Here is a 23823-nt window from a genome sequence, read left to right as displayed (position 1 = left end):
CACATTCACTGACGCCAGCCGCTGTATGCTGGCGCCACGGACAGGCCACCCATGATCAAACCGCAACCTCCACGCATCGAACAAGACTCGCAGGATCAGGCACAGGTCCGCCTCGCTGGCAGTTGGGTCCTGGCGACCGCCCTGCCGCAGGCAGAACTGCTGCAGACCGTGCCCGATGGCATTCGTCGCATCGACGCGCGCGGCATCGCGCAACTGGATTCGGCCGGCGTACTGCAGTTGCTGCGCTTCGCCAGCCGCATCGGCCTGAAGGAAGACGCGATCGATTTCCGCGATGAGCATCAGGCGCTGGTGTGCACCATCGAGGAACTCAACGACGAGCGCCCCAAGCCCAAGCGCGATTTCGGCTTCGTCGCCGCGCTGGATCGCCTGGGCCGCACCACCCACGGGGTCGGCCAGGGCATCCTGGAGCTCAACAGCTTCCTGGGCGAGAACCTGGTCAAGATCGCGCGGCTGATCCACGAGCCGCGCCGCTTCCGCCTGACCTCCACCGTGCATCACATGGAACAGGTCGGCCTGGATGCGGTGCCGCTGGTGGTGCTGCTGTCCTATCTGGTCGGTGCGGTGATCGCGTTCCTGGGTTCCACCATCCTGCGCGACTTCGGCGCGGAGATTTATGTGGTGGAACTGGTATCCATCGCCTTCCTGCGCGAGTTCGCGGTGCTGTTGACCGCCATCGTGCTGGCCGGTCGCACCGCCAGCGCCTTCACCGCGCAGATCGGTGCGATGAAATCGCGCGAAGAGGTCGATGCCATCCGCACCCTGGGGCTGGACCCGATCGACCTGCTGGTGATCCCGCGCCTGCTGGCGCTGATCTTCACCCTGCCGCTGCTGACCTTCATCGCGATGATCGCCGGCCTGGCCGGTGGCGTGACCGTGGGCGCGTTCGATCTGGATATCCCGCCGCAGATGTATCTGGCGCGCATGCACGACACCATCCAGCTGCGGCATTTCCTGGTCGGCCTGTCGAAGGCGCCGCTGTTTGCGCTGGTGATCGGCCTGATCGGCTGCCTGGAGGGTTTGAAGGTCAGCGGCACCGCGCAGTCGGTGGGCGAACGCACCACCTCCTCGGTGGTGCAGACGATTTCCTTGGTCATCATCCTCGACGCGATTGCGGCGTTGTGGTTCATGAAGATGGGGTGGTGATGAAGCCGAGATTCGACATTCGGGATTTGGGATTCGTGCAAAGCAAACGCGCCGCTAGCGCCCCGACATTCGGGAGCGCGGTGCTGTGACCAATCCCCAATCCCTAATCTCCAATCCCGGCCCAGAGGCCGACGACGACCAGCTGGCGATTTCCGTGCGCGGGCTGACCAACCGCTTCGGTAGCCAGGTCGTCCACGAGGAACTGGATCTGGACGTGCGCCGCGGCGAGATCCTGGGCGTGGTCGGCGGCTCGGGCACCGGCAAGTCGGTGCTGATGCGCAGCATCCTGGGCCTGCGCGAGCCGGACGCGGGCAGCATTCAGGTGCTGGGCGCAGATGCGCGCTCGGGCCGTTATGCCGACCGCCAGCACATCACCCGCAACACCGGCGTGCTGTTCCAGGACGGCGCGCTGTTTTCGTCGATGACCGTCGGCGAAAACGTGCAGGTGCCGCTGAAGGAACATCACGGCGAGTTCCCGGAGCGCTGGTATTTCGAGCTGGCGCTGCTGAAGATCAAGCTGGCCGGCTTGCCGGCCGATGCGCTGGACAAGCTGCCCTCGCAATTGTCCGGCGGCATGCGCAAGCGTGCCGGCCTGGCGCGGGCGCTGGCGCTGGATCCGCCGCTGTTGTTCCTGGACGAGCCCACCGCCGGGCTGGACCCGATCGGTGCGGCCGCCTTCGACCGCCTGATCCGCACCTTGCAGCAGGCGCTGGGCCTGACCGTGTTCCTGATCACCCACGACCTGGATACGCTGTACGCCATCTGCGACCGCATCGCGGTGCTGGCCGATCGCAAGGTGATCGCCAACGCGCCGCTGGCCGAGATCGAACAGGTCGACCACCCCTGGATCCAGGAATATTTTCACGGCCCGCGCGCCCGCGCCGCGCGCGCGGCCAAGACCGACTCCACCGAGACCGCCTGAGCATGGAAACCAAAGCCAATTACGTCCTGATCGGCGCCTTCACCATCGTGGCAGGCATCGCCCTGCTGCTGTTCGGCCTGTGGGCGGCCAAATACTCTTCCGACCGCACCTGGCAGCAATACCGGGTGGTGTTCCGCGAAGCGGTCACCGGCCTGACGGTCGGCAGCCCGGTGCAATACAACGGCATCGCGGTGGGCTCGATCACCGAGCTGACGCTGGCGCCGAACGACCCGCGCCAGGTCGTCGCACACGTGCGCGTCAATTCCACCACGCCGATCAAGAGCGATACGCGCGCCAAGCTGGGCATCACCAGCCTGACCGGCCCGTCGATCATCCAGCTCTCCGGCGGCACGCCCGAGGCGCCGTCGCTGACCACCATCGACAAGAGCGATGCGCCGATCATCCAGACCACACCCTCGGCGCTGCAGAACATCACCGACACCGCCAACCGCATCGTCGAACGCATGGACCAGATGCTGTCGGACAAGAACGTGGCCAGCATTTCGGCAACGCTGCAGAACCTGGAAAAGATCAGCGGCGGCATTGCCGACCGCGACGACGGCATGCAGGCGCTGATCGTCAGCGCGCGCGATGCCGCGCGCAATCTCGACACCACGCTGACCACCACCAACGGCACCATCAAGCGGCTGGATCAGAACCTGGTGCAACAGCTGCCCGGCATCCTGGAAAAGCTCGACGCCACGTTGGTCAAGCTGGACTCGGCTGCCGGCAACGCCGACAACATCCTTGGCGAGAACCGCGCGGCCATCAATAGTTTCGCCAATGACGGCCTGGGCCAGCTCGGTCCAACGCTGACCGAATTGCGTGGCCTGATCCGCGACCTGCGCCGGGTCAGCGACAAACTGGACAACAACCCTGCGCGCTACCTGCTCGGCCGCGACGCACCCAAGGAGTTCGAACCGAAATGACTGCCATGCGCCTGTTGCGTCCCCTGCTGTGCGTCTCGTTGCTGGCGCTGGGCGGCTGCTCGGTCCTGACCGGTGGCGATAAGAAGCCGGCCACGATCTATGCCCCCACCGTGCGCGTCACGCCCAATCCCACCTGGCCGCAGGTGACCTGGCAGCTGTCGGTCGCCAAGCCGAGCGCAGCCCGCATCATCGACAGCCCGCGCATCAGCGTGCGCCCGACACCGGGCGAGTTGCAGGTCTATCAAGGTGCAAGCTGGGCGCAATCGGCGACCGACATGCTGGAAGACAGCGTGGTGCGTGCGTTTGAGGACTCCGGCAAGATCGCTGCGGTCGCCCGCATCGGCACCGGCATCCGCTCGGACTACAAGCTGGCGATCGACCTGCGCCGCTTCGAGTCGGACTACGCCGGCCAGTCGCTGCCGTCGGCCACCATCGAACTCAACGCCAAGTTGCTGCATTCGTCGGATCAACGCGTGGCCGCCTCGCGCACCTTCCTGGTCGCACGCCCGTCCAGCAGCACCGACATCGCAGCGGTCGCGGCGGCATTCGAGCAAGCGATGACCCAGGTCACCACCGAGCTGGTGGGATGGACCTTGGTCAGCGGTCAGCAGGATAGCCAGAACCTGCCGCGTTCGTTGTAAGCGCAAGCCACAGACTTAGAGCGGCTAGAAAAACGTAGCGAGCAGTCGCTAGGTGGGCGCGGACGGCGCGCAGGAACCGGGAGTGCACGAGTGGTACATGCCGATTCCGAGCACCGGCCGCGCCAGCCTAAGGGCTGCCGCAGAGCGGCTGATCTGTGGCCTGGCTGCAGGGCCCTTGCCCGCCCACCCTCGCGGGACACGCTGCAAGTACGTCCTTGTAAGCTCTTACGCGGCATCCATGCCGCGTAAGGTCCCGCGAGGGTGGGCGGGCAAGGACCAATCAAGATGGTCGGTATGCAGGTTTTCAACAAAGCACCGACTCACTCGCTGGTGCGGTGTCCTCGCCGATTGCGGGACCGTGTGGCGGCATGGATGCCGCCACCGAGCCCCCAGGGATGGGTTCACGGCGTGTCCCGCGAGCGGTGAGGGCACCGCGCCCTCGACCCACGCAGCGTTTGAGCTGGGCTTCCGACCGCACCCAGCAAGATGCGACTAACAAAATCACTGCGCTCCCCGCCAGCCGAGCGCTCGCTAGGTTTTGTGAGCCGCTCTTATCGCTGGGACACGCGCATCGCAATCTGACGAAAGGTCAAATTGATGCGCTCGCCGACTGGCTTTACGGTGCGCGGCAAGGCGTGCTTGTAGTGGCGCTGGGTATCCCCGCCCATCAGCAGCAGATCGCCGTGGCCCAGCTCCAGCGTCTGCTTCAACGCCGCATCGTCGCGATGCTTGAACGCAAACCGCCGCGTCGCGCCCAGGCTCACTGAGGCGATCAGCGGCTGCGCGCCCAGCTCCGGCTCGTCGTCGCTATGCCAGCCCATCGCATCGTTGCCGCTACGGTAGCGGTTGACCAACACGCTGTTGAACGGATGCCCGGTTTCGTCCTGCAGACGCGTGCGCACTGGCTGCAGCGCCTCCAGCCACGGCTGCGGCGCAAATTGCGTGCCCGAATAGCGATAGCTGGCATCCGGGTCGCCGACCCAGCTGCTCAGCCGCGGCGAATCCACCACCCGTCCAAACATGCGGATGCGGTGCACCTCCCACTGCACCTGCGCCAGCAGCGCCTGCATCAACGCATCGGCCTGCGTGGCCTGCAACCAACCTCGGCACCAACTGATCTGCGCCTGCGGCAATGCAACCGGAATCTTCATCCCGCAGACGCTAGCACGCACCTGCCGAGCCGGGCGTGCGGTGAGGATGAATCGATTCCATTTGCCGCCGTCACATCGAATCCCGGAAAATGCGTACCAGCCATCGAGCCAACGGGAGTGCAGCAATGTCGGAAGCGGGAGTCGGCGCACCTGCGCCAGAGGCGGTCGAGCGCGACGTGATGGAGTACGACGTCGTCACCGTCGGCGCCGGTCCGGCCGGGCTGGCCTTTGCGATCCGGCTCAAGCAGCTCGATCCGAACATCAGCGTGTGCGTGATCGAAAAATCCAGCACCATCGGTGCGCACATCCTGTCCGGCGCAGTGATCGAACCCGGCCCGCTGGATGCGCTGCTGCCAGGCTGGCGCGACAATCCACCGCCGATCTGCGTGGCCGCCACCGACGACGAATTCTGGTTTCTCGGCAAGGACAGCGCGCGCAAGTTTCCGGTCGTGCCCCCGGGCATGCGCAACCATGGCAACTTCATCGTCAGCCTGGGGGCGATGTGCGCCTGGTTGGCGCCGCAGGCCGAAGCGTTGGGCGTGGAAATCTACCCCGGCTTTGCCGCCGCCGAAACCCTGCACGACCACAACGACCAGGTCGTCGGCGTGCGCATCGGCGACATGGGCGTGGCCAAGGATGGATCGCACAAGCCCGGTTATACCGCCGGCATCGACATCCGCGCCAAGGTCACGGTGCTGGCCGAAGGCGCCCGCGGGCATCTGACCAAGCGCCTGCTCAAGCGCTTCGACCTCACCGCCGACGCCGACCCGCAGGGCTACTCGATCGGCATCAAGGAGCTGTGGCAGGTACCGGAGGGGCGCGTCAGCCCCGGCAAGATCGTGCACACGCTCGGCTGGCCGGCCGACAACCGCACCTACGGCGGCAGCTTCCTGTATCACCTGGACAACAACCAGATCGCGCTCGGCTATGTGAGCGGACTGGACTACAGCGACCCGAAGTACCAACCGTGGGAGGCCTTCCAGCAATGGAAGAACCACGCGCTGATCAAGCCGCTGCTGGAAGGCGGCAGCATCCTGTCGGCCGGCGCGCGCGCCATCGTCACCGGCGGCTGGCAGTCGCTGCCAAAGGTGGAGATGCCCGGCGCCCTGTTGATCGGCGACACCGCCGGCCTGCTCAACGTGCCAAAGATCAAGGGCACCCACCAGGCGATCCGCAGCGGCATGCTGGCCGCCGAGCACCTGGTGCAAGCACAGCTGGCGCCGCAAGGCTTCGACGCCAAGTTACGCGCCTCCGATGCGATGGCCGAGCTGAAGCAGGTGCGCAATATCAAGCCTGGCTTCAAGAAGGGACTGTGGTTCGGCCTGCTCAACGCCGCATGGGAAACCGCACTCAAGGGCGCCTCGCCGTGGACGCTGAAGAACAAGCCAGACTGGTCGGCGCTGCACAAGATCGGCGAGTACGAACAACCCAAGCGCGACTACGGCACGCGCGAGCTCGCACCGCGGGACCGCCTGCAGGCGGTCTACTTTGCCGCCACCGAACACGACGAAGACCAGCCCGTGCACCTGAAAGTGCTCGACACCGACGTGTGCGCCACCCGCTGCGTGGAGGAATACGACAACCCCTGCACCCGCTTTTGCCCGGCCAACGTCTATGAAATGGTCGCAGACACCAACAGCCCTTCCGGCAAACGCCTGCAGATCAACGCCGCCAACTGCGTGCACTGCAAGACCTGCGACATCAAGGACCCGTACGAGATCATCACTTGGGTCACGCCGGAGGGTGGTTCGGGCCCGAACTACCAGAATCTGTGAGTGCACCCGGTCGCTCGATGCAGTCACGTGCGCGCGCCCGGCTATTCGGATTGTTGCGCGCGGGGTTTCGTGCCATTCCGTTGAGCGATGCAACGCGCGACCGGTGGCGCAGCTGGTTTCTGGATCGACATGCCCACTGGGTACCGGAACCTGCGCGGGGCCGTACAGGCCATGCCGTGTCGCGACGCCCTGCAGCGCGCAGTGACGAAGCAGCGATCGGCCATGTGCCTTATCGCACCGCGGCATTGCCCGACACGCTTCCGGCAACCCTGGTGGCGTTCTATCTGCCGCAATTCCATCCCATCCCGGAGAACGACGCGTGGTGGGGCCAGGGCTTTACCGAATGGCGCAACGTCAGCCGTGCGCTTCCGCAGTTCGAAGGCCATCAACAGCCGCGCCTTCCTGCGGATTTGGGCTTTTATGACCTTCGCACCCCACAGGTCATGCGCGAGCAGGCACGCCTTGCGCAGGAATACGGACTGGGCGCGTTCTGCTTTTATTTCTATTGGTTTGCCGGCAAGACCTTGCTGGAAATGCCGATTGCCCGATGGCATGAAGACACCTCGATCACATTGCCCTTCTGCCTTTGCTGGGCAAACGAGAAATGGGCGCGTCGCTGGGATGGCCGTGGCGATGACATTCTGATCGACCAGTCGCACGGCGCCGACGACGACCTCGCCTTTATCGCCCACGTCGCGACGTATCTGCGCAATCCGAAATATCTGCGCGTGGACGGCCGCCCGTTGCTGCTGGTATATCGCCCACATTTACTGCCCGATCCTGCACAGACCGCAGCGCGTTGGCGCAGTTGGTGTCGCGACAACGGGCTCGGCGAAATCCACCTAGCCTACGTGCAGGGGTTTGAGCGCCCCGATCCGCGCGACATCGGGTTCGATGCGGCGGTCGAGTTCCCGCCGAACATGAGCACCCCGCCGCCGGTCACCGCTCGGCAGCGCCTTGTGAATCCAGACTTCAACGGAGAAGCGCTCGACTGGCGCGAGCTGGCACGCGAGATGGAGCAACGCCCATTGCGCGAGTACACGCTGTATCCAGGCGTGAATCCAGGATGGGACAACGAGCCGCGTCGCTCAGGAAAGGGGCGCATCTATCTGCACGCCTCGCCGCGTCGCTACCGTGACTGGTTATCGCGCACCGTGCATCGGCGCCTTGCCAATACGCAGGCTTCGCAGCGCATTGTATTCATCAACGCGTGGAACGAATGGGCTGAAGGGGCAGTACTGGAACCCGATACCCGGCTGGGGCATGCATGGCTGGATGCGACACGACAGGCACTGACCCATGCACCCAAGGGTGCCACGCATGTACCTGCGCCTGGCACGTGCGTGGTGCTGCATGCGTGGTACCTCGATGTCCTCGATGAGATGTTCGATGCGATCGTTCAATGCGGAATGCCGCTACGCATTGTCATCACCACCGACCTCGCAAAGGTGGCCGAGGTCCGCCAGCGCGCGCAGCAGCGCGGTATCCATGCACAGGTAGAAGGTTTCGAAAATCGCGGCCGCGACATCCTGCCCTTCCTCCATGTCGCCAATCGCCTGCTCGACGAAGGTGTCGGCCTGGTGCTGAAGCTGCACACCAAGAAATCGACACACCGCAACGATGGCGACGACTGGCGCAAGGAGATGCTCACGGCATTGCTCGCGCCGCAACGGGTCGAAGCGCTAGTGAAGGCGTTCTCTTCCGATCCGCAACTTGGTCTTGCGGCACCCGATGGCCATCTGCTGGCGATAACCGACTTTATCGGCGGCAATGCCGACGCACTGGATTATCTGGCAGTGCGCTCAGGCACCGATGCGCCGAGCGCGCATAGCCTGTTTGCCTCTGGCAGCATGTTCTGGGCAAGACTGGAAGCGTTGCGCCCGCTGTTGGACGCGCATTTGCAGCCGAGTGAATTCGAAGACGAGCAAGGCCAGATCGACGGCACCCTGGCGCATGCGGTCGAACGTTTTCTGGGCCTTGCAGTCACCCAGTCAGGACACCGTGTCGCCACGATCGAACAGACCCTGGGTATCGACCAGACAAGGTCCGATGCGCCTTACCGCTACGCACGCAAGGCGCCCTGACGGCGCCTTGCGACTGTGCAGCGACCAGGTTATCCCTGCACCCTGAAGGTGACGCCGGTGTTGGCGCGCAACTCTTCCAGCGTCACCCCATCCGCCGCCTCCACCAACACCAACCCGGTATCGGTGACATCGAATATCGCCAGGTCGGTGATGATGCGATCGACCACGCCGACGCCGGTCAGCGGCAGGTCGCACGCGGGCAGGATCTTGTGGCTGCCGTCCTTGGCGAGGTGTTCCATCAGCACCACCACGCGCTTGACGCCGGCCACCAGGTCCATCGCCCCGCCCATGCCCTTGACCATCTTGCCGGGCACCATCCAGTTGGCCAGGTCGCCGCGCGCGCTGACCTGCATGGCGCCCAGGATGGCCAGGTCGATATGCCCGCCGCGGATCATCGCGAACGAATCGTGGCTGCCGAAATAGCTGGCACCGGCACGTGCGGTCACGGTCTGCTTGCCGGCATTGATCAGGTCCGCATCGACGTCTTCTTCGGTGGGAAACGGGCCGATGCCAAGCAGGCCGTTCTCCGATTGCAGCCACACGTCCACACCCTCGGGGATGTGGTTGGCCACCAGCGTCGGCAGGCCGATGCCCAGGTTGACGTAGGCGCCATCGGTCAATTCACGTGCCGCACGTGCGGCCATCTGGTCTCTGGTCCAGGCCATCAGGGCTGTCCTTCGCGCACAGTGCGCTGTTCGATGCGTTTTTCCGGGGTGGCGTTGAGCACCAGCCGGTCGACATAGATGCCGGGCAGGTGCACCTGATCGGGATCGATCGCTCCTACTTCCACGATCTCTTCGACCTCGGCAATGCACACCTTGCCGGCCATGGCACAGGCCGGGTTGAAATTGCGCGCGGTCTTGCGAAACACCAGATTGCCGGCGGCATCCGCACGCCACGCCTTGACCAGCGCGACATCGGCCTGCAACGCGGTTTCCAGCACGTAGTGCTTGCCGTCGAACTCGCGGGTTTCCTTGCCCTGGGCCACGATGGTGCCGTAACCGGTGGCGGTATAGAACGCCGGAATCCCCGCACCGCCAGCGCGCAGGCGTTCGGCGAGCGTGCCTTGCGGGTTGAACTCCAGTTCGAGTTCGCCGGCCAGGTATTGCCGCTCGAATTCCTTGTTTTCGCCCACGTAGGACGAAATCATCTTGCGGATCTGCCGGGTGGCCAGCAGCTGACCGAGGCCAAAGCCATCGACGCCGGCATTGTTGGAGATCACGGTCAAGCCACCGATCCCGCTGTCGCGCACCGCCGCGATCAGCGCCTCCGGGATGCCACACAGACCAAAGCCGCCAACCGCCAGCGTCTGGCCCTGGGCCAGCACCCCATCCAGCGCCGCCTTGGCATCGGCATAGCGTTTGCCGCTTGCCGCACCACGTCCACCATTGTTCATCACCGCCCTCGCCTTCGCTGATGGGAAACGGCCATTCTAGCCGCTGACTGTTGCCTGTCCCCGGAGACGGTTCCGCCACACCCAAGACACAACGCAGCCGCTAAACTCGGGTGTCCCCCACCCCAGGAATTGCCAATGACGCTACCAGCCTTCAAGGCCTACGATATTCGCGGCCGCGTGCCGGATGAACTCAACGAGGACTTGGCGCGCCGCATCGGCGTGGCGCTGGCGGCTCAGCTGGATCAAGGGCCCGTGGTTCTGGGCCATGACGTGCGCCTGGCCAGCCCCGGGCTGCAGGAAGCGCTCTCGGCCGGCCTGCGCGCCAGCGGCCGTGAGGTGATCGATATCGGCCTGTGCGGCACCGAGGAGGTCTATTTCCAGACCGATTACCTCAAGGCCGCCGGCGGCGTGATGGTCACCGCCAGCCACAATCCGATGGACTACAACGGCATGAAGCTGGTGCGCGAGCAGGCGCGGCCGATCAGCTCCGACACCGGCCTGTTCGCCATTCGCGACACGGTCGCGGCAGATACCGCAGCACCCGGCGAGCCCACTGCCAGCGAGCAAAGCCGCACCGACAAGACGGCCTACCTCGAGCATCTGCTCAGCTACGTGGATCGCAGCACGCTCAAGCCGCTCAAGTTGGTGGTCAACGCCGGCAACGGCGGTGCTGGCCTGATCGTCGACCTGCTCGCACCGCATCTGCCGTTCGAATTCGTGCGCGTCTTCCACGAACCCGATGGCAACTTCCCCAACGGCATCCCCAACCCGCTGCTGCCGGAAAACCGTGCCGCCACCGCCAAGGCGGTCCAGGACCACGGTGCCGACTTCGGTATCGCCTGGGATGGCGACTTCGATCGCTGCTTCTTCTTCGATCACACCGGCCGCTTCATCGAAGGCTATTACCTGGTCGGCCTGCTGGCACAGGCAATCCTGGCCAAGCAGCCGGGCGGCAAGGTCGTGCACGACCCGCGTCTGACCTGGAACACGGTCGAGATGGTGGAAGATTCCGGCGGCATTCCGGTGTTGTGCAAGAGCGGGCATGCCTTCATCAAGGAGAAGATGCGCAGCGAGAACGCGGTGTATGGCGGCGAGATGAGCGCGCACCACTATTTCCGCGAATTCGCCTATGCCGACTCCGGCATGATTCCGTGGCTGCTGATCGCCGAGCTGGTGTCGCAATCCGGCCGTTCGCTGGCAGACCTGGTCGAAGCGCGCATGCAGAAATTCCCCTGCAGCGGCGAAATCAACTTCAAGGTGGACGATGCCAAGGCCGCCGTTGCCCGCGTGATGGAGCATTACGCGTCGCTGTCGCCCGAGCTGGATTACACCGATGGCATCAGCGCCGACTTCGGCCAATGGCGTTTCAACCTGCGCAGCTCCAACACCGAGCCGCTGTTGCGTCTGAACGTGGAAACGCGCGGCGATGCCGCACTGCTGGAAACGCGGACGCAGGAAATTTCCACCCTGCTGCGCGGTTGATTCATCCCCTCCCCCACCCTTAGACGCACTTTGGAGTTTCCCCCGCCCATGAGCGACGTCCTTCCCATTATCCTGTCCGGCGGTTCCGGCACGCGCCTGTGGCCGTTATCGCGCGAATCCTATCCCAAGCAGTTTCTGCCGCTGGTCGGCGAACACAGCATGTTGCAGGCGACATGGCTGCGCTGCGCTCCGGTGGCTGCGCACGCGCCCATCGTGGTGGCCAACGAAGAACACCGCTTCATGGCCGCCGAGCAGTTGCAGCAGTTGGGCGTGAAACCGTCGGCCATCCTGCTGGAGCCCAAGGGCCGCAACACCGCACCGGCCATTGCCGTTGCCGCGCTGGAAGCCACCCGCGACGGCGCCGACCCGCTGCTGCTGGTGCTGCCGTCCGATCACGTGATCCAGAACGAAGCTGCATTCCAGGCTGCGGTCACCCTGGCGGCCACTGCGGCCGAACAAGGCAAGCTGGTCACCTTCGGCATCAAGCCGACCGCGCCCGAAACCGGCTACGGCTACATCAAGGCGAGCGCAGGCACCGGCGTCAGCGCGGTGGAGCGCTTCGTCGAGAAGCCCGACCTGGCCACGGCACAGACTTATCTGGCCAGCGGCGAGTACTACTGGAACAGCGGCATGTTCCTGTTCCGCGCCTCGCGTTACCTGGAAGAGCTGCGCAAGTTCCACCCCGCCATCGCCGATGCCTGCCTCAAGGCCTGGCAAGGTGGCAAGCGCGATGCCGACTTCACCCGTCTGGACAAGGACGCCTTCGCGGCCAGTCCGTCGGATTCGATCGACTACGCGGTGATGGAAAAGACCGCCGATGCGGTGGTGGTGCCGTTGGACGCCGGCTGGAACGATGTCGGCTCGTGGTCGTCGCTGCTGGACGTGTCCGAGCAGGATGCCCAAGGCAACGCGCACCACGGCGACGTGATCCAGCTCGATTGCCAGAACACCTATGCCTACGGCTCGCGCCTGATCGCAATGGTCGGCCTGGAGAATGTGGTGGTGGTGGAAACCGACGACGCGGTCCTGGTCGGACACCGCGACCGCATCCAGGAGGTCAAGGACGTGGTCAGCCAGATCAAGGCTGCCGGCCGCTCTGAGGCGACCTGGCACCGCAAGGTCTATCGTCCGTGGGGTGCCTACGATTCGATCGACATGGGCCAGCGGTTCCAGGTCAAGCGCATCACCGTCAAGCCGGGTGCCACGCTCAGTCTGCAGATGCACCACCACCGCGCCGAGCACTGGATCGTGGTGAGCGGCACCGCCGAAGTCACCCGTGGCGAGGAAGTGCTGCTGCTGACCGAAAACCAGAGTACCTACATCCCGCTGGGCGTGACCCATCGCCTGAAGAACCCGGGCAAACTGCCGCTGGAACTGATCGAAGTGCAGTCCGGCAGCTATCTGGGCGAAGACGACATCGTGCGCTTTGAGGACACCTACGGGCGGACCTGATCGTTCGCGCGCAGGATGCGGCAATGTCCAAGCAAACAGCCGGGGATTCCCGGCTGTTTGCGTTTGCGGCGTTGATTGATCGGCGGCGCTACTGTCGCCATCGATCTTGTTGCGACGTTACTGCCTGGCAGCGACCAGTTCGGCAATCACGCGCTGCAGGCCAACCTGCCATTGCGGCAACACGATGTCGAAATCGCGCTGCAGTTTGTCGATCGACAACCCCGAATAAGCCGGCCGCTTTGCCGGCGTCGGATAGTCTGCGGTGGTGATCGGCAGCACCCGTGGCGCGCGCGACAACAGGCCCGCACCGACCGCTTGCGCGAAGATCGCTTCGGCAAAACCATGCCAGCTGGTCTGTCCAGCGGCAGTGAGGTGCCAGGTGCCCGATGTGTCGGGTGTGCGCTGCTGCAGTAATTGCGCGGTGACATCGGCAATCAAGGCTGCTGGCGTGGGTGTTCCGACCTGATCGGCAACGACGCGCAACTCGTCACGCTCGGCGCCGACACGCAGCATGGTGCGCAGGAAATTCGCACCGTGCGAGGCATATACCCAGGCCGTGCGCAGAATCAGATGCTGCGCGCCCGAGGCACGGATGGCGTCCTCGCCAGCGAGCTTGGTTTCGCCATACGCGCCCAACGGCGAGGTTGGCGCATCCTCCGGATACGGTGTGCTGCCCTGACCGTCGAACACGTAGTCGGTCGAGTAGTGCACCAACGGCACGTTGTTGGACGCGCACCATGCCGCGATGACGCCCGGCGAGGTCGCGTTGGCACGCATTGCGCTGTCGCGATCCTGTTCGGCGCGATCCACGGCGGTATAGGCGGCCGCGTTGACGATGCGCGAAGGGGCGATGCGGTCCAGCAACGCCCTCAGCGTCTCCGGGGCGTCGAAGTCGGCCGTCTCGCACTTGCTGCCGTCGGGCAGCATGCCGCTGCGCGTCGTCGCCGTTACCGCACCATCGACAGCCAGCGCGCGCAGCAGTTCGGTGCCGACCTGCCCATTGGCACCAAATACCAAGGTGGTCACGGTGAATACACCGGCAAGCGATCCACCGGCACATCGCCCAGGAACGGCGCATCGGCATCCTTGGCCGACAGCAATGGATCGCTGATCGGCCAATCGATCCCAATGGCGGCATCGTCCCAGCGCACGCCGGCATCGGCTTCCTTGACGTACACGTCGGTGCACAGATAACTGAACACGGCACGTTCGGACAACACCGCAAAGCCGTGCGCAAAGCCTTCCGGGATCCAGAACTGCTTCTTGTTTTCCGCACTCAGCACAACGGCCGCCCATTGACCGAAGTTGGGCGAACCGTGGCGCACGTCGACAGCGACGTCGTACACCTCGCCTTCAAGCACGCTGACCAACTTGCCCTGTGGGCGCGGCCACTGGTAATGCAAACCACGCAGCACGCCTTTGGCGGAGGTCGAGACGTTGCTCTGCACGAACTGGGTCGGCAAGCCATGCTGGCCGAAGCGTTCGGCATTCCACGTTTCGAAGAAATAACCACGCGCATCGCCGAACACTGCCGGCTCGATGACGACGCAGCCCGGTAGACGCGTTTCGATCACTTTCAAGGCACAACTCCTCGTACGGCCAACTCGTGCAGATACTTGCCATAGCCATTTTTCAACAGCGGTGCGGCCAGGCGCTCCAGCTGCGCTGCATCGATCCAGCCCTGACCGAATGCGATTTCCTCCGGGCAGCAGACCTGCAGGCCCTGACGCATCTGGATGGTTTCGATGAAATTGGCCGCCTCGTGCAACGACTGATGGGTGCCGGTATCCAGCCACGCGTATCCGCGCCCCAATGGCTCAAGGTGCAGCTCGCCAGCGTCCAGATAGCAGCGATTGAGATCGGTGATTTCCAGCTCGCCGCGCGGCGAGGGCTTCAACGCAGCCGCATAATCGCTGGCCTTGCCATCGTAGAAATACAGCCCGGTGACCGCGTAGTTAGAACGGGGCTTTTCCGGCTTTTCGGCGATATCGATGACCTTGCCTTGCTGATCGAATTCGGCAACGCCGTAACGCTCCGGGTCATTGACCCAGTAGCCGAACACGGTCGCGCCCTGCTCGCGCGCATCGGCGCGGCGCAAGGTCTCGGTCAAGCCGTGACCGTGGAAGATGTTGTCGCCCAACACCAGGCAGCTCGGTTTGCCATCGACAAAATCGCGGCCGATCAGATAGGCCTGCGCCAACCCGTCCGGGCTGGGCTGCACGGCGTACTGGATGTTGACGCCCCACTGCGAGCCGTCGCCCAGCAATGACTGGAACAACGCCTGCTCATGCGGTGTATTGATGATCAAAATGTCCCGGATACCGGCGAGCATCAGCACGCTCAGCGGGTAATAGATCATCGGCTTGTCGTACACCGGCAGCAGCTGCTTGCTGACGCCCTTGGTGATCGGGTACAGGCGCGTGCCGGAGCCGCCCGCCAGAATGATGCCTTTACGTTGTGTCATCAGGTATGTCCTGTTGAGGCCCGCGCACGCATGCACGGGCACTGGCTAGGGTTGCGTTAGGCGGCAGCGCCGATCCGTTCCAGCCGATAGCTGCCATCCAGCACGCCCTGCACCCACGCCTGGTTGGTCAGGTACCACTGCACCGTCTGCGCGATGCCTTGCTCGAAGGTATAGGCCGGCTCCCAGCCCAGGTCGTTCTTCAACTTGGAGGCATCGATCGCATAGCGACGATCGTGCCCGGGGCGGTCGGTGACGTAGGTGATCTGGCTGGCGCGCGGCTTGCCGTCTTCGCGCGGCCGATGCTGATCCAGCAGCGCGCAGATCGCCTGCACGACCTCGATGTTCTGCCGCTCGGAATTGCCGCCCACGTTATAGGTCTCGCCCACCTTGCCCTTGGCCAGCACGGTGCGGATCGCCTCGCAGTGGTCGCTGACGAACAACCAGTCGCGCACCTGCTTGCCATCGCCGTACACCGGCAGCGGCTCGCCGGCCAATGCCTTGGCGATGACCAGCGGAATGAGTTTTTCCGGGAAGTGGTACGGGCCGTAGTTGTTGGAGCAGTTGGTGGTCAGCACCGGCAGCCCGTAGGTGTGGTGGAACGCACGCACCAGATGATCCGACGCGGCCTTGGAGGCCGAATACGGCGAGTTGGGCGCATACGGGGTGGTTTCGGTGAACTTGCCGGTCTCTCCGAGCGTGCCATAGACCTCGTCGGTGGACACGTGCAGGAAACGGAAGTCATCGCGGCGCGTGCCCGGCAGCGCCTTCCAATAGTCGCGCACCGCCTCGAGCAGGGCCAGGGTGCCGACCACATTGGTCTGGATGAACGCGCCGGGGCCTTCGATGGAGCGATCCACATGGCTTTCGGCCGCAAAATTCAGCACCGCATCCGGCTGATGCTCCTGCAACAGGCGGGTCACCAGGGCGCCATCGCCGATGTCGCCCTTGGCGAAGACGTGGTTGGCATTGCCTTCCAACGACGCCAACGTGTTCAGGTTTCCCGCATAGGTGAGCGCGTCCAGATTGATCACGCGGATCCCGCGGGAGACTGCCTCAAGAACAAAATTGCCGCCGATGAAGCCGGCACCGCCGGTTACTAGCCAAGTCGCCACTGTCTACCCCTCCTGGTCGCGCGCGCACCGCGCGGCGTTTTCAAACCACACAGGATATACGGTCTGTGCGATATCGGACTTAAGCGGAGCCAGACGGATGCATGCAGCTGTTGCATCGCAGCATCCATACGCCATCGCATGGTGCGCCCTGCCCGGTTAGAATGACGCCACTACCCGAGCCTGCCGCCGCGGCCGGGCCTTCCCGCAATAGCTGAAGGATCACGTACACGATGAAAATCCTCGTCGCCTACAAGCGCGTGGTGGACTACAACGTCCGCATTCAGGTCAAGCCGGATGGCTCCGGCGTGGTCACCGAGGGCGTCAAGCTCTCGCCCAACCCGTTCGACGAAATCGCGCTGGAAGAGGCGCTGCGCCTGCGCGACGCCGGCATTGCCACCGAAGTGGTGGTCGCCACCCTGGCGCCGGCCGATGCTGCCCCGCACCTGCGCAACGGCCTGGCCATGGGCGCCAACCGCGCCATCCATGTGGTCACCGACGCCGCCATTCAGCCGCTGACCGCCGCGCGCACCCTCCTCAAGCTGGTCGAAAAGGAGCAGCCGGACCTGGTCATCCTGGGCAAGCAGGCCATCGATGACGACGCCAATCAGACCGGCCAGATGCTGGCCACGCTGTGGGGCCGCCCGCAGGCGACCTTCGCCGGCAAGCTGGTCGTCGCCGACGGCAAGGCCACGGTGACACGCGAGGTCGATGCCGGCCTGGAAACCCTGGAAGTGGACCTGCCGGCGGTGATCACCACCGACCTGCGCCTGAACGAACCGCGCTTCATCAAGCTGCCGGACATCATGAAGGCCAAGAGCAAGCCATTGGAAACGCTGGCATTTGCCGACCTCGCCGTCGATGCGCACGACAGTCTCAGCACCACGCACTACGCCGCCCCGGCCAAGCGCAGCCGTGGCGTGATGGTCAAGGACGCCGCCGAACTGGTGGCCGCACTCAAGCAGAAGGGGCTTTTGTGAGCGTCCCTGACCGAGAGCCCGTCCGTCCCTGGCCGGACCTCTCAATGCCGAAACCAGCGTCCCCCAAGCGTCCCATGATTGAAAGGACACTCTGATGTCTAAGATTCTCGTCGTCGCCGAACATCTCAATGGCCAGCTCAATGCGGCCACCGCCAAGACCCTCAGCGCTGCGCTGGCGGTAGCGGCCGACTCCATCGATATCGTCGTGCTGGCGGCAGATCCTGCGGCCGTTGCCGGCCAAGCCGCCCAGTTGTCGGGCGTCGCACGCGTGCTGACGGTGGCAAACGCCGCCAACGAACATGCCATCGCGCAGGTGCTGGGGCCACAGATCGCCCAGCTTGCCGGGCAGGGCTACAGCCATGTCTTCGGCCCCTCCACCACCTTTGGCAAGGATCTGATGCCGGTGGTGGCTGCGCTGCTGGGCGTAAACCAGATCTCCGACCTGATGTCGGTCGAAGATGCCCACACCTTCAAGCGCCCGATCTACGCCGGCAACGCGATCATCACGGTGAAGGCGCCGGCCGACCAGATCGTGGTGGCCACCGTGCGCAGCGCCTCGTGGCCGGAAGCGGCAACCGGCGGCAGTGCGGCAATCGAATCCGTTGCGATCGACGCCTCGCTGCCAACCCACACCCGCTTCGTCGGCCTGGCCGCCGGCAACTCCGATCGCCCCGACCTGCAAAGCGCCAAGCGCGTGGTCTCCGGCGGCCGCGGCGTTGGTTCTGCCGAGAACTTCCAGCACATCTACAGTCTGGCCGACAAGCTCGGCGCCGCCGTCGGTGCCTCGCGCGCGGCGGTGGACGCAGGCTATGTGCCCAACGAGTTGCAGGTCGGCCAGACCGGCAAGATCATCGCCCCCGAGCTGTATGTGGCCATCGGTATCAGCGGCGCGATCCAGCATCTGACCGGCATCAAGGACGCCGGCACCATCGTGGCGATCAACAAGGACCCGGAGTCGCCGATCTTCGAGATTGCCGATATCGGGCTGGTCGGCGATCTTTTCACGCTGTTGCCGGAGCTGGAGACTGCGCTGGGCTGAGGCCCGCCGGCTGCAATGGCTTTTTCTTCGCCTCCCAGCGTCAACGGTGCCGCCAAGATGCGGCACCGCCTGGATTATCTGGCCGCCTTCGTGCTGGTGTTGTGCGCCGGGTACGTCGCCACCCTGCTGTGGGTGGATCATGGAAACGGCACGTTTTCGCGGCTCAGCGATGTCTGGGAGTTGATGTCGCTCGCGATCGTCCCGGTGTCCATCACCTATCTGTTCCGCTACTGGCGTTGGCGCTGGCTGCTGCGTCGCAAGGGGCATCGCGTACCGGTCGTGCGCGGCCTGACCGGCTACCTGGCGGGCTTCGCCCTGACCGCAACGCCCGGAAAAGCCGGCGAACTGTTGCGGATTCGCTATTTTGCGCGCATGGGTATTCCGGCCGAGCGCACGCTGGGCGTCTTCGTCTTCGAGCGTGCGTCCGACCTGCTGGTCATCCTGTCGCTGTCGCTGCTGGCCGCACCGGTGTTCCCCACCCTGGGCGCCCTGGTTGCCGTGGTGCTGGGATTTGTCTGCGTGTTGTTCGGCGCAGCAGCCTGGCCCGCACTGCTCGATCGCTGTGCACGCCTGACCGGGCATGTGCCTGGTCGTTGGTTGCGGCGCCTGCTCCGTTTCGGTCTGGCGGCAGCGCTGGAACTGCGGAGCTGCCTGGATCTGCGCGCCTTCGGGCAAAGCATGCTGGCCGGATCGATCGCCTGGGGGCTGACATCGGCGGTCTTCGTCGGATTGTGCGCAGGGATGGGCTTGCCGCTGGATCCACTGGTCGCGTTCGGCATCTATCCGTTGGCGATGCTGATCGGCGCGCTGTCGTTCGTTCCCGGCGGCGTCGGCACCACCGAACTGGCCATCGTGCTGATGCTCGATCGGCTCGGGATCCCCACCGCAGATGCCATTGCCGTCGCGGTCGCTGCACGCCTGGTCACGCTCTGGTACGCGATCCTTGTTGGCGCATTGGCCATGTCGATCGCCGAATTCGCCTCACGAGAGCAAGCAGGGCTGATCCACTAGGTATAATCGCGGCCCCGCAATGGATCGCCAGGTCTTCGATGTCCGTCCCACCCAACAGTTCCACTCGTCCGGTTGTTTCGGGACGCGCCTTGTGCGTGGATCTGGATGGCACGCTTCTGAATTCGGACATCCTCTATGAGTCGGTGCTCGCGCTGCTGGCGCGCAACCCGCTGTATGTGTTCCTGCTGCCGCTGTGGCTGTTGCGCGGCAAGGCGGCGCTGAAGCGCGAATTGGCGTCGCGCGTGTCGTTGCCCGCCGAGACGCTGCCCTACAACCCGCAGGTGCTGGAGCTGCTGCGTACCACCACACAACGCCCACGGGTGCTGTGCACCGCGTCCGACGCGCTGTTGGTCCAGCCCATCGCCGAGCACCTCGGCCTGTTCGAACAGGTGATCGCCAGCGACGGCAAACGCAATCTGTCCGGCCGCAACAAGGCAGACGTGCTGGTTGAGACGTTTGGCCAGGGCAATTTCGATTACGCCGGCAACGGCAGCGTGGACCTGCACGTATGGGACAAGGCCGGCGGCGCCTGGGTCGTCAACAACGGCAGCGCGCTGGCCAAGGCTGCCGCACAACGCACGACCGTGCATGCGCACTGGCCTGCTCCGTCGCGCGGCGGTGCCTGGCTCAAGGCCCTGCGGCTGCATCAATGGTTGAAGAATCTGTTGGTGTTCGTCCCGCTGCTCACCGCGCACCGCTTCCTGGATCTGGAATCAGTGGTGCAATCCACGATTGCACTGGTGGCCTTCGGGCTGTGCGCCTCCGGCGTGTATGTTCTCAACGATCTGCTCGACCTGACCCCCGACCGCCAGCATCCGCGCAAGCGCAAGCGGCCGTTCGCCGCTGGCCGACTTCCCTTGTTGCAAGGCCTGCTTGTCGCTCCCGCGCTCACCATCGCCGGATTACTGCTTTCATTGGCCTGCAGCGTCGAATTCACGTTCGTGCTGCTGGCCTATTACGTGATGACCCTGGCGTATTCGCTGCGTTTGAAGCGCATCGTGATGATCGATGTGGTGTTGCTTGCAGCGCTGTATACCGTGCGCATCATCGGCGGCGCGGTGGCCATCGGCGTCGAACTGTCGTTCTGGCTGCTGGCATTTTCGATCTTCATCTTTTTGTCGCTGGCGCTGCTCAAGCGCTACACCGAATTGCATGCCATGTTGAGCAGCGGCAAGACCAAGGCCAGTGGGCGCGCGTACTCGGTCGAGGATCTTTCGATGCTGCAGTCGATGGGCGCGGCTGCCGGCTACATCGCGGTGATGGTGATGGCGCTGTACATCAACAGTCCCGAGAGCGTGGAGCTCTATCGCAATCCCAAGCTCCTGTGGCTGGTGTGCCCGGTGCTGCTGTACTGGGTCAGCCGGGTCTGGATCGTCGCCCATCGTGGAGAGATGCACGATGACCCGATCGTGTTCGCCGCCACCGACCGGGTGAGCCAGATCGTTGTCGTGCTGTGCGGGTTGTTCGCCCTGAGCGCCATCTGATGGCCGCGGGGCAGTCCTGGGGGCGCTATCCCAGAGCACACCAGACACTGCTACCGGTCTACGATCGCGCCGCACCTCTACCGGCATTCGATGGCCAGGCCCTGCCTCGCGGCAATGGACGCAGTTATGGCGACAGTTGCCTGAACCCGGATGGCGCACTGTTGTGCGCGCGCGGGCTTGATCGCTTCATCGCCTTCGATCCGGCCACTGGCGTGGTGCGTTGCGAAGCCGGTGTCACCCTGGCCGACATCATCGAGCTGGTGCTGCCACAGGGCTGGTTTCTGCCGGTCACGCCGGGCACACGCTATGTGACCGTCGCCGGTGCGATCGCCAATGACGTGCACGGCAAGAATCATCACCGTACCGGCAGTTTTGGCCACCACGTGCGCGCATTCGAATTGCTGCGCAGCGGTGGCGAGCGCCGCCTCTGCACGCCGGACGATGCCGATGGCTGGTTCGCAGCCACGGTGGGAGGGCTGGGACTGACCGGCCTGATCACCTGGGCCGAAATTCAACTGCGCCGCGTCGCCAGCCCGGCGCTGGAAACGGAAAACATCCGCTTCGGCTCGCTCGATGAGTTCTTTGCGTTGTCGGCGGCATCGGCCGACAGCCATGAATACAGCGTCGCCTGGATCGATTGCCTGGCCAGCGGCAAGGCGCGCGGACGCGGGCATTTCACCCGCGCCGATCATTGCACCGGGCTTGCCCAGGAGCGGCCGACATCCCCGGGCAAGGGCCTGTCCATGCCGATCACGCCGCCGATGTCGTTGGTGAACAAGCTCTCGCTGCGGCCCTTCAACACGCTCTACTACTGGCGCCAGCCCGCACCGCGCAAGCGCGCTGTCAGTCATCTGCTGCCGTTCTTCTATCCGCTGGACGGCATCCGCGACTGGAACCGCATGTACGGACCCGCCGGCTTCCTGCAATACCAGTGTGTGCTGCCGCCGAACGCCTCCCGTGATGGCGTCGACGCGTTACTGGGTGAAATCGCACGCAGTGGCAGCGGCTCGTTCCTGGCAGTGCTGAAGGAGTTCGGCAACGCACCGTCGCTGGGCATGCTGTCGTTTCCCAGGCCGGGCACCACGCTGGCACTGGATTTCCCCAATACCGGTCCTGAGGTGTTCAGCCTGCTTGAACGCCTTGACCGCGTCGTCGACGAGGCCGGCGGTGCTCTGTACCCTGCCAAGGACGCCCGAATGGCTGCGCATTCGTTTCAGCGCGCCTATGGCCGCTGGCGCGAATTCAGCCGTTATCTCGATCCACGTTTTTCTTCCGGCTTCTGGCGCCGGGTCACGGAGTAGACATGCAACGCGTCCTCATCATCGGGGCCACCTCGGCCATCGCCGAAGCAACCGCCCGACGCTATGCCGCACGCGGGGCGGCCATCCACCTGCTTGGCCGACAGGCAGCCCGCCTGGAGACCATCGCGGCGGACCTGACCACACGCGGCGCCAAGAGCAGCATCGGCGTCCTCGACGTCAACGACAGCGCACGTCATGGCGAAATACTGGACGCCGCCTGGGCAGCACTTGGTGGCGTCGATGTCGTGCTGATCGCACATGGCACGTTGCCCGATCAGGCAGCCTGCAACGCATCGGTCGAACTGTCGCTACGCGAGTTTGCGACCAATGGCACGTCCACGATCGCGTTGTGCGCGGCGATCGTGCCGCGCTTGACCTCGGGCGCCACGCTTGCGGTGATTTCATCGGTCGCCGGAGACCGCGGCCGCGCCAGCAACTATCTTTATGGCAGTGCGAAAGCTGCGGTGAGTGCTTATCTGAGCGGACTCGGCCAGAGCCTACGCCCGCAAGGTATCCATGTACTCACGATCAAACCGGGCTTTGTCGACACGCCGATGACCGCTGCATTCAAAAAGAGTGCACTGTGGGCAAAGCCGGACCAGATCGCCAAGGGAATCCTCAGCGCTGCAGACCGGCGTCGCGCCGTGGCCTATCTGCCCGGATTCTGGTGGGCCATCATGATGGCGATCAGGAATATCCCGGAGGTCGTGTTCCGGCGCTTATCCCTTTAGACAGTTCATCTACTAAGGAAGTGCTCACATGCCGGGTATTGACAATGTTCTCGACGTGCTCTACCAACACCGTTTTCCGAAGGAAGAGCTCGCCAACAAGAATCGTATCTGGCAAGTGTTATGCAAGCAGTACTTCAGCCGATTCGTCAAACCGACTGACACCGTCGTAGATATAGGCGCGGGATATTGCGAGTTCATCAACAACATTCAAGCAGCCCACAAGATCGCAGTCGATCTGAATCCGGATATGCGCAAGTTCGCTGCAGACGGGATTCGCATCATCAACGAGTCATGCATTTCGGTCAGCTCTATTCCCAGCGCAAGTGTGGATGCGGTGTTCATGAGCAACTTCCTCGAACACCTTCCTACCAAGGATCTGGTACTGCAAACACTCCGAGAAAGCGCACGCATGCTACGACCGGGTGGACGCGTGATTATCCTGCAGCCCAATATTCGATTTCTTTACGATGAGTATTGGGATTATTTCGATCACCATACGGCGTTGAGCGATCGTAGCCTGGTAGAAGGCGTACTGATGGCAGGGTTGGACCCGCAGGTGGTGATCGCCAAATTCCTGCCTTACACCACCAAGAGCAGGCTGCCCCAGGCGCCCTGGCTGGTATCGCTGTATCTACGCATTCCATTGGCTTGGCACATCCTGGGAAAGCAGGCGCTGGTCGTTGCCTACAAGCGCGATTGATGCATTCC

The 23823-nt window shown here is 64.2% G+C and carries 22 protein-coding genes and 1 other RNA gene; 15 read left to right on the top strand and 8 right to left on the bottom strand.

Going from position 1 to position 23823, the window contains the following annotated elements; genetic code table 11:
- The first annotated feature begins 51 nt into the window (after positions 1-51).
- From GGR61_RS09485 to GGR61_RS09470, 4 genes are all read left to right on the top strand, one after another.
- Positions 52-1164 carry an ABC transporter permease gene (locus GGR61_RS09485; protein WP_184408790.1) on the top strand — a complete coding sequence of 371 codons (1113 nt, stop codon included), beginning with the start codon at positions 52-54 and terminating at the stop codon, positions 1162-1164.
- Positions 1165-1249: 85 nt separating this feature from the next.
- The gene (locus GGR61_RS09480; protein ID WP_184408791.1) at positions 1250-2086 is read left to right on the top strand and encodes an ABC transporter ATP-binding protein; all 837 of its coding nucleotides are present in this window, start codon (positions 1250-1252) and stop codon (positions 2084-2086) included.
- A gap of 2 nt (positions 2087-2088) precedes the next feature.
- Positions 2089-3015, top strand: a complete 927-nt coding sequence (locus GGR61_RS09475; protein WP_184408792.1) for an MlaD family protein — start codon at positions 2089-2091, stop codon at positions 3013-3015.
- Positions 3012-3656, top strand: a complete 645-nt coding sequence (locus GGR61_RS09470; protein WP_184621238.1) for an ABC-type transport auxiliary lipoprotein family protein — start codon at positions 3012-3014, stop codon at positions 3654-3656. The genes GGR61_RS09475 and GGR61_RS09470 overlap by 4 nt, the downstream gene beginning before the upstream one ends.
- A 22-nt stretch (positions 3657-3678) precedes the next feature.
- Here GGR61_RS09470 and GGR61_RS09465 read toward each other — a convergent pair.
- Both GGR61_RS09465 and GGR61_RS09460 read right to left on the bottom strand, forming a co-directional pair.
- Positions 3679-3755, bottom strand: a non-coding RNA gene (locus tag GGR61_RS09465) — sX9 sRNA.
- A gap of 452 nt (positions 3756-4207) precedes the next feature.
- Entirely contained in the window at positions 4208-4807 is a 600-nt protein-coding gene (locus GGR61_RS09460) for an alpha-ketoglutarate-dependent dioxygenase AlkB (RefSeq protein ID WP_184621237.1), read from the bottom strand.
- Positions 4808-4932: 125 nt separating this feature from the next.
- On the opposite strand from GGR61_RS09460, the gene GGR61_RS09455 reads away from it, so the two are divergent.
- Both GGR61_RS09455 and GGR61_RS09450 read left to right on the top strand, forming a co-directional pair.
- Positions 4933-6582, top strand: a complete 1650-nt coding sequence (locus GGR61_RS09455; RefSeq protein WP_184408795.1) for an electron transfer flavoprotein-ubiquinone oxidoreductase — start codon at positions 4933-4935, stop codon at positions 6580-6582.
- On the top strand, positions 6579-8666 hold the full coding sequence (locus GGR61_RS09450) for a glycoside hydrolase family 99-like domain-containing protein (RefSeq protein WP_184621236.1): 2088 nt from the start codon (positions 6579-6581) through the stop codon (positions 8664-8666). The genes GGR61_RS09455 and GGR61_RS09450 overlap by 4 nt, the downstream gene beginning before the upstream one ends.
- Before the next feature lie 29 nt (positions 8667-8695).
- Here the strand turns inward: GGR61_RS09450 and GGR61_RS09445 are convergent, their stop codons facing one another.
- Both GGR61_RS09445 and GGR61_RS09440 read right to left on the bottom strand, forming a co-directional pair.
- On the bottom strand, positions 8696-9331 hold the full coding sequence (locus GGR61_RS09445; protein WP_184621235.1) for a CoA transferase subunit B: 636 nt from the start codon (positions 9329-9331) through the stop codon (positions 8696-8698).
- Positions 9331-10062, bottom strand: a complete 732-nt coding sequence (locus GGR61_RS09440; protein WP_184408798.1) for a CoA transferase subunit A — start codon at positions 10060-10062, stop codon at positions 9331-9333. The genes GGR61_RS09445 and GGR61_RS09440 overlap by 1 nt, the downstream gene beginning before the upstream one ends.
- A gap of 135 nt (positions 10063-10197) precedes the next feature.
- Between GGR61_RS09440 and GGR61_RS09435 the strand changes: the two genes are divergently transcribed.
- Complete coding sequence (locus GGR61_RS09435; protein WP_184408799.1) at positions 10198-11544, top strand: phosphomannomutase; 1347 nt, start codon at positions 10198-10200, stop codon at positions 11542-11544.
- Positions 11545-11592: 48 nt separating this feature from the next.
- Positions 11593-12996: a mannose-1-phosphate guanylyltransferase/mannose-6-phosphate isomerase gene (locus tag GGR61_RS09430; RefSeq protein WP_184408800.1), complete on the top strand. Its 1404-nt coding sequence runs from the start codon at positions 11593-11595 to the stop codon at positions 12994-12996.
- Positions 12997-13113: 117 nt separating this feature from the next.
- Here GGR61_RS09430 and rfbD read toward each other — a convergent pair whose 3' ends face one another.
- The 4 genes from rfbD to rfbB are packed head-to-tail and all read right to left on the bottom strand — an operon-like array spanning position 13114 to position 16572.
- Complete coding sequence (gene rfbD, locus GGR61_RS09425; RefSeq protein WP_184621234.1) at positions 13114-14022, bottom strand: dTDP-4-dehydrorhamnose reductase; 909 nt, start codon at positions 14020-14022, stop codon at positions 13114-13116.
- Entirely contained in the window at positions 14019-14576 is a 558-nt protein-coding gene (gene rfbC / locus GGR61_RS09420) for a dTDP-4-dehydrorhamnose 3,5-epimerase (RefSeq protein ID WP_184408802.1), read from the bottom strand. The genes rfbD and rfbC overlap by 4 nt, the downstream gene beginning before the upstream one ends.
- The gene (rfbA, locus tag GGR61_RS09415) at positions 14573-15460 is read right to left on the bottom strand and encodes a glucose-1-phosphate thymidylyltransferase RfbA (protein ID WP_184408803.1); all 888 of its coding nucleotides are present in this window, start codon (positions 15458-15460) and stop codon (positions 14573-14575) included. The genes rfbC and rfbA overlap by 4 nt, the downstream gene beginning before the upstream one ends.
- Positions 15461-15516: 56 nt before the next feature.
- Positions 15517-16572: a dTDP-glucose 4,6-dehydratase gene (gene rfbB, locus GGR61_RS09410; protein ID WP_184408804.1), complete on the bottom strand. Its 1056-nt coding sequence runs from the start codon at positions 16570-16572 to the stop codon at positions 15517-15519.
- A gap of 230 nt (positions 16573-16802) precedes the next feature.
- On the opposite strand from rfbB, the gene GGR61_RS09405 reads away from it, so the two are divergent.
- The 7 genes from GGR61_RS09405 to GGR61_RS09375 all read left to right on the top strand — a co-directional run bounded on the left by GGR61_RS09405 (position 16803) and on the right by GGR61_RS09375 (position 23815).
- Positions 16803-17549 carry an electron transfer flavoprotein subunit beta/FixA family protein gene (locus tag GGR61_RS09405; protein WP_184408805.1) on the top strand — a complete coding sequence of 249 codons (747 nt, stop codon included), beginning with the start codon at positions 16803-16805 and terminating at the stop codon, positions 17547-17549.
- Positions 17550-17643: 94 nt separating this feature from the next.
- Positions 17644-18588 (top strand): electron transfer flavoprotein subunit alpha/FixB family protein, encoded by a 945-nt coding sequence (locus tag GGR61_RS09400; protein ID WP_184621233.1) that lies wholly within the window; start codon positions 17644-17646, stop codon positions 18586-18588.
- 15 nt (positions 18589-18603) lie between these two features.
- Positions 18604-19599, top strand: coding sequence for a lysylphosphatidylglycerol synthase transmembrane domain-containing protein (locus tag GGR61_RS09395; protein ID WP_184621232.1), 996 nt, complete (start codon positions 18604-18606; stop codon positions 19597-19599).
- 95 nt (positions 19600-19694) lie between these two features.
- On the top strand, positions 19695-21083 hold the full coding sequence (locus GGR61_RS09390) for a UbiA family prenyltransferase (protein WP_184408843.1): 1389 nt from the start codon (positions 19695-19697) through the stop codon (positions 21081-21083).
- Positions 21083-22384, top strand: a complete 1302-nt coding sequence (locus tag GGR61_RS09385) for an FAD-binding oxidoreductase (protein WP_184621231.1) — start codon at positions 21083-21085, stop codon at positions 22382-22384. The genes GGR61_RS09390 and GGR61_RS09385 overlap by 1 nt, the downstream gene beginning before the upstream one ends.
- A 2-nt stretch (positions 22385-22386) precedes the next feature.
- Entirely contained in the window at positions 22387-23115 is a 729-nt protein-coding gene (locus GGR61_RS09380) for an SDR family oxidoreductase (protein WP_184621230.1), read from the top strand.
- A 28-nt stretch (positions 23116-23143) separates the two neighbouring features.
- Positions 23144-23815 (top strand): class I SAM-dependent methyltransferase, encoded by a 672-nt coding sequence (locus GGR61_RS09375; protein ID WP_184621229.1) that lies wholly within the window; start codon positions 23144-23146, stop codon positions 23813-23815.
- Positions 23816-23823: the final 8 nt, after the last annotated feature.

Source organism: Xanthomonas sp. 3058 (assembly GCF_014199765.1).
GTDB classification, from domain to species: domain Bacteria; phylum Pseudomonadota; class Gammaproteobacteria; order Xanthomonadales; family Xanthomonadaceae; genus Xanthomonas; species Xanthomonas campestris_B.
This window is presented reverse-complemented; position numbering and strand designations above follow the sequence as displayed.